The sequence below is a fragment of the Propionigenium maris DSM 9537 genome (assembly GCF_027925155.1).
In the GTDB taxonomy this organism is placed as follows: Bacteria; Fusobacteriota; Fusobacteriia; order Fusobacteriales; family Fusobacteriaceae; genus Propionigenium; species Propionigenium maris.
The window spans coordinates 21,644-29,251 of record NZ_BSDY01000033.1; the positions used below are offsets into that span (position 1 = coordinate 21,644).

Below are 7,608 nucleotides of genomic sequence, written 5' to 3' on the forward strand. Positions count from 1 at the left end.
TAAATACAGGGAGGTGCAATATGAAGAAGGTAGTGATTGAGGGAATGGCATGTAGTAAATGTGCAGAGAAAATAGAGAAAAAAATCTCCTCCCTAGATGGGGTGGAAGAAGTTAAGGTTCTTCTAGATAAAAAGGAAGCATATGTGTCTGGTGAAGTGAGTGAGGAAGTTTTAAAATCGTCTATTGAGTCAGAGGGATATGAGGTTATCTCCATCCAGGAAGTAGAAGGAGTTAGTCATCCTGAGGAGAAAAAAGGTTTCTTCAGAAGACTTTTGGGGAAAATTGAAGATTCAAACAAGAAGAGCTTTGGATCTGGAAGGATGGACTGCTGCAATCTTGGAAAAAAGGAAAAAGAAAAGAAAAAATAACTTTTAACCTCCCTCAAAAGACGAGCTTAATCTGCTCGTCTTTTTCAGTGAATAAAAAGAAATTCACCTGCCATGCTGGTGGACCTAAAAAATCAGAAGGCTATGTATATAATTTAAAATATCTTCAGCAGCCATAGTTTTAATTTAAGGTTTTAACTTGAACGTCTTCCGTCCCTTTTTACCTGAGGTTGATATAAAAGATATACTCATACCTCAGAGAAAAACCTCCCCTAAAGTTTTTTCTCCTCCATCCAAAAAACTGAAACAGCCCCCTAAAAGGAGGCCCATTTCAGTTAAGGAGTTTTATGTAATTGTCCCTTTCAGTAAACTATTAGGTGTCATACTTATGTTCGTTAGTGACTTCGAATAGATATCATTTTCTCCATGTGATCAGCCCTGGTCCTTTCTCTTAAAACCTTTAAATTTTCCAATAATTCTCTATTTTTATAGTAATCACTGTGATCTGGCTTTTCTTCCCTCATACATCTATTCATCTTTCTACGTAATTCTCTGATTTTTTGAGATATCACCATCTCTTTTTTTATATATTCCCCTCTACACTCAAGGAGCATCCTATCCTGTTCCTCAGCAGCTATATTGTGATGATTCATTTCACTCATAAAACTGCTCATATCCTCCGCCCTAAGAGGAAATGATATCAACAGTGCAAGCATAAAATTCAGAAGATATTTCTTCATAATTCTACCTCCTAAAAACTCTTTCTAAATAAATTATAGTTTAAATATGTGTCAGTACAGTGGCAAACTTATTTTTTATTGAATAGCTTCCCGCTAAAATCTATACCTCTTACTATTTTTAGCTCCATTAAAGCTTCCTTTACCACTTCAATCTCTTTATATTTATTCTTTACTCCCCTAATCTCCTGATAGCTTTCATGTCCCTTTCCAGTAAGCAAAATTATATCGCCCTCCTGCGCCCTATGAATCAGCTTCTTTACTGCACTAGCTCTCTCTATTTCGATTTCATAGCTACAACTCATTAATCCTTTAAAACCCTTTGCTACCTCTAAAGCAATCTTCATAGGATCTTCATGCCTTGGCGAGTTTGAGCTTACCATTACATGATCCGAATATCTTTCTGCAATTTCAGCTAAACCTGGCCTCTTCTCAGCATACCTTTCTCCAGTTCCAGAGATGAGCGTGTACAGCTTTCTACCCCTGCACTTTACTAAAGTTTTTAAAACTTTTTCCAGGGCATCCTCAGTGTGAGCATAGTCAACTATAACTCTTATGCCCTCCTCTTCCACTATCTGCATCCGCCCCTCTACAAAACTTATTTTTCTTAATCTCTCTGGCAGTGCCTCACCCTCTCCACACAATCCCTCTACCATAGCAATGGCAGCCATGATATTTAGGAGGTTGTATTCTCCTATCAGTGACGTTTCCAGTGTGAAGCTCCCCTTTGGTCCGTCTACCCTTACCTTCATCAAGTTAAGATCTAACTTCAATACCTTCCCTCTGTAATCCCCACTATTATACCCATAGGTGAGTGCATCCCTATACCTCTCCTTGATCCTTCTTCCATACTCGTCCTCTATGGAGGTTACTATTATTCCGTCATCCTTTAACTGCCTGAACATTCCTTCCTTTACTGAGTAGTACTCCTCCATGCCCTTATGATAATCCAGGTGCTCCCTTGTCAGGTTTGTAAAGATCCCCCCTGCAAATTCAAGGCCCTCTACTCTGAAGTTATCTATCCCCTGAGATGAAACCTCTAAAACCAGATATTTTTTCCCATTCTCTAAGGCTTCCTTTGCATACCTTATAATATCCAGGCTTTCAGGGGTGGTATTCACAGGTGGATATATCCCTCCCCCTGTTTCTATTCCTATGGATCCTATAAATGCAGAATCTTCAAGAAGTGTATGTAGAATATAAGCTGTTGTGGTTTTTCCATTTGTTCCTGTCACTCCAAGTATTTTCAGTTTTTTCTCAGGACCGTCATAAAAATTGCTGGCTATTCGTCCCAATACCTTTCTTGTGTTTTCCACTCTGAGTATGTTGATCTCTTCATTCCTTACGGCCGCCTCTTTAGAGACAACTATAAGTTTGGCTCCATTTCGTATAGCATAATCGATGTAGTCATGGCCGTCATTCATCTCACCAACCAGTGCCACAAAGATATCTCCTTCCTGTATCCTTCTAGAATCATACTCGATTTTATTGTAGCTCCCTGCATACCTTTCTTGTATAACTTCACGCTCTATACCATTAAATATTTTCTCTATCACAAATTATCCCTTTCTTTAAATCCAACGTCAGACTGAATACCTTTATATTAATTATCGTCGAAAGCTTCCCTCATATAGACCCCAAGTCCATTAAGAGGCCTCTTTCCCAGCTTAACCTTGCAAGCAGCAACCTCATCCTGAGTTTCATAGAGGTAAAGCGCTATCCTTCCTCCATAAAAACACCTTAAGTGTAATATAGATTTACTATACAACACTTAAGGTATCTCATATTTCACTTCTGTAGTTCCCATGCTGTTTTTCTATCGTATCAGTAAAAGGGCTAAAACAATACTGCTGCAATTATTTCCCCTCTTCAAACCAAAACATTATCCCCTCTCCATGTCTTTCAATCCCCAGATTAAACCCATGCTTCTCCAGGATCTCCCTTACAATGGTGAGTCCAAGACCTGTTCCCTCCTCCCTCTTTCTTACTTTATCCTCTCTATAGAAGGGATCCCAAAGCCTTTCCAGAACGTCCTCGGCTACAGATGCAGTATTGTATATCTCAAACCTACCTCTGCCCTCTCGCTCCTCTAAATTTATAGCTACCTCCCCTCCCCTAGGTGTATACTTAAGGCTATTGCTTATAAAGTTTCTTATAACCATCGTAAGTTTATCAGGATCCCCTATAAATACAAGATCCTTCATCTCTTGCCTGAGCCTTAAACCGTTTTTTTCAAAAATAGGGGCGGTCTTTTGCAGCTCCTTTTCAATTACTTTTTTTAGGGAAACCTCTTCCTGCTTGATCTGCTCATATCCTCTTTCAAGCTTGGAAAGAAGAAGCAAACTCTTAACCAGTTTGTCCATCCCCTCTGTTTCCTCGTGTATCACCTTCAAATAAAAATCTCTGGTATCTTCATCTGCTGCTATTCCATCTATAAGTGCTTCAGCATAGTTATTGATAACAGCTATGGGAGTTTTGAGCTCATGGCTTACGCTGGAGATGAACTCCCTTCTCATCTCCTCGATCCTTCTCTCCTTCTCTATATCCTCCTGAAGTTTTTTGTTGGCAGCCTCCAGCTGTGTCTTTGCTTTATTAAGCTCCTGTATATTTTCTTCCAGCTGCCTGGACATCTCATTTATACTTCTTCCAAGGTTTCCTATCTCATCCTTACTGCCTCTGTTGATTTTTTTAGTGAAATCAAGATGAGCTACCCTCTCTGCCACCTCCTCTATCTGAACAAGTGGCCTGGTTATGAGAACAGAAACAAACTTTGATATAATAAGCCCTATAAGTGCCGCCAGAAGAATTATCTTTACATGAAAAGCTGTTATTATCGCCATAGGCTCACGAATAGATCGCATTGGTGTACTTATCGTCAAGAGCCTGCTACTGTCAAAAGCCGTTAAAAGGATAAGGTTCTCATCGTTAAAGAACTCTCCCTTGTCTTTTTTATAGATCACACCTTTCATCTTCTCTCTGAGAGCTAAGATCTCCTTTCCTCTATACAGAGGTAGGTCTATTGCTCCCTCCTCTATGATTTCAAAGGGAATAAGGTTTATAGAAATATTATTTTCTTCCTCTAACTTTCCTAGCTCCACTTCTCTTTGACTATCCTTTATAAGTTCAGCCAGTTCAAAAAGTTCCTTCTTTTTCACATTAAAATAATAACTTTCTAGATAGAGCTCATTGAAAATATGTGTAAATAGTATTATAACTCCCATTATCATTCCAATTAAGAGAAAGAGTTTATTTTTTACCTTCATGACTGTACCTCAAACTTATACCCCACTCCTCTTACTGTGTGGATAAACCTTCCCTCAAGCTTCTTTCTAATCCTTTTTATCTGGGAGTCTACAGCTCTTACATCGCCGTCATAATCATAACCCCAGAGAGCTGTGATAATCTTTTCTCTGCTCAGAGCTATTCCCTTATTACTGGCCATATAGTAGAGAAGCTCATACTCCTTTGAAGACAACTCTATCTCCACCTCATTTAATCTTACACTGTGGCTGGTATTATCTATAGTAAGGTCTTCAAAGGTCATTACCTCAACTGCTCCATTTCTTCTTAAAAGAGCTTTTACCTTGGCCATAAGAACCTTTAGGCTCACAGGCTTGGTTATATATTCATCAGCTTCCAGTTCATATCCCTTGAGGACATCCTCTTCCTCTCCCTTGGCTGTGAGCATTATTACAGGAAGCTCGGTGTTTTCAATCCTAATTTCACGGCACACCTCCCAGCCATCCATCTTGGGAAGCATTATATCCAAGATAGCCAGATCCACTTTTTCAGAGTAATATACCTCCAAAGCTCTCTCTCCATCCTCTGCCTCCAGTACCTCATACCCGTGTGCCTTTAAAAAATCTCCTGCAATCCTTCTAAGCTTCCAATCATCTTCCACAAGCAATATCTTTTTCGCCATTTTATTCCACCGCCTATTCCAATTAAGAGTCAAATTTCAAAGTTGCTTTTATATTGATATGTAGGAGGAATTTATCTTGTCCCACAACCTCTTTATAAATAGATATACCCTATAAAATGGGTATAGCAATATAAATAACACTACACAAATTGGACACATAATTACTCCTCCTTCTCAGCTACTATAATTCTCACCACATCAAAGAGGATATCTCTTCTTTCTACCACCTTAAATCCTACACTTTCTATATTTTCTTGGGTTCTCCTTACCATAGAGGTCCCCAGGATTAATCTTGAAAATATGTTCATAGTATATAATAGGATATTTAATACTATATTCCTGCTTTTCATATGCTCTAAGAAGATAGCCCTTCCTCCAGGCTTAAGTACTCTGAAAACCTCCCTTAGACCTGCTATAGGATCAGGTACAGTACAAAAAACACAGGTAGAAACTATAGTATCAAAGGAGTTTTTAGGAAAGGTCATCTTTTGAATATCCATCTCTTGAAGTTCTACATCAATATCCATAACTTTTGCCTTCTCTTTAGCAATCTTAAGCATTCCGGGACTAAAATCTACCCCTGTAACCTTTTGAACTTTTTTATAGCATTTTAAATTTTCTCCAGTTCCTATTCCTACTTCAAGGATATTTCCCTGGGCTTTTTCTACAACTTCTTTTCTATAGTTGTTGAACATCATCATTTCTTCCATCTTGTCATAGAATTTTGCTATTCTACTGTATTTATCTTTAGTTTCCATAGTATCCCCCTCGCTATACTCTATCATTTCTTTATGTCAGCTTTGTGTCACCGTTTTATAGAAAAATAATAGACTAGGTCAAGGTGACTGACTTATATAGCTATTTTTCTATTACTTTTCAATAAAAAATATAATTACTTATACTCAAATTTCTTTAATTCCATTTTAAAAAAATACAACATAAAAAAACTAGGAAATACTTCCTAGTTTTCTTTTTATTGTCATTTTATTGTCACGCCTATTGCCTTGGAATCTCTTTCCACTCTGCATCTTATATAGTTGTTTTATCAATAGTTTTTATCAAGTAGTCCATTATTTTGGATATAATTATAAAGTTTTTATAAAAATCTTTTTACAGCTAAGGTTGATTTAAGGAGGGGAGGTTATACTAAGAACAAATAAAGAGAGTAATTAATGAGAAGGCAATAATTACTTTCTTCAATACAAAGATTGAATTTTTAAAGATATTGGAAACGCCGTGTTTCCATACAAAGATAAATATCGTTGATGAAAAAGGAGGAAGGATGAAAAAAATATTATTAATTGGAGTGTTAGCAGTATTAGGAACAGTTTCTTACGGAAGGGATCATGAGTATAGAAGCGGAAAAGAACTAGACGAGATGCATAAAGAGTATAGTGAAAATATGGAGAAGCTCAGCAGGATAACTCCTGAGGATTATAAACTCTTAATAAAAGAAGAGAAAAAGAAGAGGGAAATCAATATGAAGAATTACCATGAGTTCCACAGGGAGCTCGCTACAATGGACAGAGGTCATGAAAATAAATAGAAGAAAGAGATGAATTATTCTGATTTTCACAGAGAGCTTTCTATTCTAGAGAGAGGGCAAAAGAGAAATCAGTGAGAACGGTCAACTATCTATAGATATTTTTTTAATATCTAGGACAGTGAGTTAAAAAAGGAATAGAGAAGAAAATAAACCTGAATAAAAACATCAGATCAACCATTAGAAGATCAGGCACTTTCAAAATTACGTGTAAATTAGATTCTTAGCCATTAACGGGAGCTCCAGCAGGAGCTCCTTTTAAATTTCATTATTCATCTTTTAGGATAAACTACCACTAACTTTTATAACCTTTTTTCCGGACTCTAACCTTCTGGGTACACTTTTCAAATATGTTTTGGGATACTAAATAGGGGACCTTCTGAAGAGAGCCACCTTTTGTAAATGCAGCCTTGAAGTGACTCCTCCTCATAAAAGGTAATTATTGATATCTATTATGAACAGACCACGCCAACACATAGATGTCACCTTATCTTCCAGATCTGAGATGTCACAGAACTTGATATTCAAGGATTCCCACACTGTCAAACAGGATATCAAGTTCGACTTCTCCCATACTTGTTTTAACTTTATTATTATTATAAGCATTTTTCAGCACTCCCCCTTTTATATTTTGAATATCCGAGGCTCTCATCCACTTCAGCTTCCAGCCGAAGGGATATTATATCCTTTATTGAAGATTGGGTGTTGGCAATATTTTGGATATCTTTTTCTGAAAAGTCCTTTTTAGCCAAAGGATTAATATTTTTAACTTTCTACTCATACCAAAAAACCTTCCTAGTCATTAGATCCATTCTATTGATTAGGAAGGCATATCGAATTTTCACTAAATTTGGAAACCCTCATATTTAAAATATTTATATACTAGGCTGTTGCAAAAGTATTGTATAATTTTCAATATTGCAATGGCCTTTTCTATTGTAAATAATAATATTTTTAAACTAACATTAAAAAACTTCCTGCTTAGCCCTCTAACTCTATGATTATCAATAGAGTAGTTTTCTTTTAAATTTCCAAACAACCTTTCTATTTCCCAACGCTTAGCATATCTTTTTCTACCTT

The 7,608-nt window shown here is 36.9% G+C and carries 9 protein-coding genes; 2 read left to right on the forward strand and 7 right to left on the reverse strand.

What is annotated here, in order from left to right; all coding sequences use genetic code 11:
- Positions 1-20 precede the first annotated feature (20 nt).
- Positions 21-368, forward strand: coding sequence for a heavy-metal-associated domain-containing protein (locus QMG11_RS18255; protein ID WP_281837760.1), 348 nt, complete (start codon positions 21-23; stop codon positions 366-368).
- Positions 369-721: 353 nt separating this feature from the next.
- Here QMG11_RS18255 and QMG11_RS18260 read toward each other — a convergent pair whose 3' ends face one another.
- From QMG11_RS18260 to QMG11_RS18285, 6 genes are all read right to left on the reverse strand, one after another.
- Entirely contained in the window at positions 722-1,066 is a 345-nt protein-coding gene (locus tag QMG11_RS18260; protein WP_281837761.1) for a hypothetical protein, read from the reverse strand.
- Between the two features lie 68 nt (positions 1,067-1,134).
- Positions 1,135-2,619 carry a UDP-N-acetylmuramoyl-L-alanyl-D-glutamate--2,6-diaminopimelate ligase gene (locus QMG11_RS18265; protein WP_281837762.1) on the reverse strand — a complete coding sequence of 495 codons (1,485 nt, stop codon included), beginning with the start codon at positions 2,617-2,619 and terminating at the stop codon, positions 1,135-1,137.
- A 47-nt stretch (positions 2,620-2,666) separates the two neighbouring features.
- Positions 2,667-2,834: a hypothetical protein gene (locus tag QMG11_RS18270; RefSeq protein WP_281837763.1), complete on the reverse strand. Its 168-nt coding sequence runs from the start codon at positions 2,832-2,834 to the stop codon at positions 2,667-2,669.
- Between the two features lie 85 nt (positions 2,835-2,919).
- Complete coding sequence (locus tag QMG11_RS18275) at positions 2,920-4,326, reverse strand: sensor histidine kinase (RefSeq protein ID WP_281837764.1); 1,407 nt, start codon at positions 4,324-4,326, stop codon at positions 2,920-2,922.
- On the reverse strand, positions 4,323-4,985 hold the full coding sequence (locus tag QMG11_RS18280; RefSeq protein WP_281837765.1) for a response regulator transcription factor: 663 nt from the start codon (positions 4,983-4,985) through the stop codon (positions 4,323-4,325). Before QMG11_RS18280 ends, QMG11_RS18275 begins: the two co-directional genes overlap by 4 nt.
- 161 nt (positions 4,986-5,146) lie before the next feature.
- Positions 5,147-5,743, reverse strand: coding sequence for a class I SAM-dependent methyltransferase (locus tag QMG11_RS18285; RefSeq protein ID WP_281837766.1), 597 nt, complete (start codon positions 5,741-5,743; stop codon positions 5,147-5,149).
- Between the two features lie 524 nt (positions 5,744-6,267).
- Between QMG11_RS18285 and QMG11_RS18290 the strand changes: the two genes are divergently transcribed.
- Positions 6,268-6,531 (forward strand): hypothetical protein, encoded by a 264-nt coding sequence (locus tag QMG11_RS18290; protein WP_281837767.1) that lies wholly within the window; start codon positions 6,268-6,270, stop codon positions 6,529-6,531.
- A gap of 841 nt (positions 6,532-7,372) precedes the next feature.
- On the opposite strand, the gene QMG11_RS18295 is transcribed toward QMG11_RS18290, so the two are convergent.
- A partial coding sequence (locus tag QMG11_RS18295; RefSeq protein ID WP_281837768.1) for a transposase occupies positions 7,373-7,608 on the reverse strand: 236 nt, incomplete at its 5' end.